This is a genomic window from Actinoplanes sp. NPDC049599, from assembly GCF_044465625.1.
Classification (GTDB): domain Bacteria; phylum Actinomycetota; class Actinomycetes; order Mycobacteriales; family Micromonosporaceae; genus Actinoplanes.
Genome location: NZ_JBITLX010000003.1, coordinates 312793 through 314588, shown reverse-complemented (window position 1 = coordinate 314588; position 1796 = coordinate 312793). Strand labels below are relative to the sequence as shown.

Genomic DNA, 1796 nt, shown 5'->3' with positions numbered 1-1796 from the left:
CGCCCGCGCCGCGCTCCGCGGCCGGAGTTCTGGGCTGAACGGATGGTCCGCCGGCTCCGGTCGGCATCTGTCCAAAAGCTTGACGACAAGAGACACTTCTATGGGCCAAGGGATGGGGTGAGCGGTGACGATGCCCGAACGCGATGAGCCGACCGGGGCACTGGTCAGACCGTACGCCGTGACCCGTGGCCGTACCCGGCCGAAGCTGGAAATCGCGCTGGAAGCGCTCGTCGAGACCACCGTGCGTGGCCGCTCCACCGGAGCGGGCAGGGGCGGGAGCGAACACCAGTACATCGCGGCGATGTGCGACGGCGGCAGAGTGCAGTCGCTGGCCGAGATCGCCGCACGCATGCAACTGCCACTCGGGGTGGCTCGAGTGATCGTCGCGGACATGGCCACCGATGGTCTGGTCGCGGTGTACGAGCCGACATCGCTTGATGATGAGTCCGATGCGGTGGGTACGGAACTGCTGGAAAGGGTGCTGAGTGGACTTCGCAGGCTCTGACATGTCGCGCCGGCCGGCCGCCGGGCGTGTGACATCGGCGAAGATTGTCATCGCCGGTGGTTTCGGCGTCGGTAAGACGACGCTGGTGGGGTCGGTCTCTGAGATCACCCCGCTGACCACCGAGGCGATCATGACCTCCGCCGGTGTGGGTGTCGACGACAACCGGCAGGTGCCGGGTAAGACGACGACCACGGTGGCAATGGACTTCGGCCGGATCAGCATCGACCGGGATCTGATCCTGTACCTGTTCGGCACGCCTGGCCAGACACGTTTCTGGTTCATGTGGGACGAGCTGGTGCGGGGTGCCATCGGTGCGGTGGTCATGGTGGATACGCGTCGGCTCGCCGACTGCTTCGCCGCCATCGACTTCTTCGAACACCGACGGCTGCCGTACCTGGTCGCCATAAACTGCTTCGACGGTATGCAGTACCACAACGCCCAGGACGTTCGCGACGCGCTCGCGATCTCCAGCGACGTACCCGTGGTGAGCTGCGACGCCCGCAACCGCGAGTCGACGAAGAACGTACTCATCTCGCTGGTCGAGTACGTCCTGACGATGCGTCGCTCGCGCGCGGTAGCGCCGGCCTGACAGGCTGCTGAAAGTCCCGCTCTGGCCGACAGAGCGGGACTTTTGCATGCCTGAAACGGGAGCCCCAGGAAGCCGCGGAGCGCTCTCAATCTACCCACCCAGGCCCCTTACCGCCAGAACGGCCCCCAAAGCCCCAGGCGACGCTCCAGAAGCCCTGGAGCAGCCTTCCAACGTCAACCCATCACTGGCGCCTTCGTTGCGCTGGGGGTTGTTGGTCATTGCGGCGGGCTGCGTTGGGGGTGTGCTTTGCGGCTTGGGCGGCGTCATGTCGCGATCAGGCCGGACTGGGGTCTGCGGCGGGGCTTGCGTTTGGCAACGCGCCTTCCGCTGCGCGTCCGCGTGGGTTTGCTTCGCTTCGCGGGTGAGCTTCGCGCCTTGCGCCTGTGTTGCGCCCTTGCGCCCGGTGTTGCGCCTTGCGCCTGGCAGTGCACCTCGTGTCTGGCAGTGCACCTCGTGTCTGGCAGTGCTCGTTGTGCTCGCAATACGACCGGCTCCGCGCCTTGCGCCTGCCTCCGCACCTTGTTCCTGCCTCCGCACCTTGTTCCTGCCTCCGCACCTTGTTCCTGCCTCCGCGCGTTGCGCCTGGGCTCCGCGCGTTGCGCCTGGGCTCCGCGCGTTGCGCCTGGGCTCCGCGCGTTGCGCATGGCTCCGCGCGTTGCGCATGGCTCCGCGCGTTGCGCCTGGGCTCCGCGCGTTGCGCAT

The 1796-nt window shown here is 67.0% G+C and carries 2 protein-coding genes; both read left to right on the top strand.

Going from position 1 to position 1796, the window contains the following annotated elements; all coding sequences use genetic code 11:
* Window positions 1–130: 130 nt before the first annotated feature.
* Entirely contained in the window at window positions 131–505 is a 375-nt protein-coding gene (locus ACIBQZ_RS07655; RefSeq protein ID WP_184998576.1) for a DUF742 domain-containing protein, read from the top strand.
* Between the two features lies 1 nt (window position 506).
* Window positions 507–1094, top strand: a complete 588-nt coding sequence (locus ACIBQZ_RS07650; RefSeq protein WP_184998575.1) for an ATP/GTP-binding protein — start codon at window positions 507–509, stop codon at window positions 1092–1094.
* Window positions 1095–1796 lie beyond the last annotated feature (702 nt).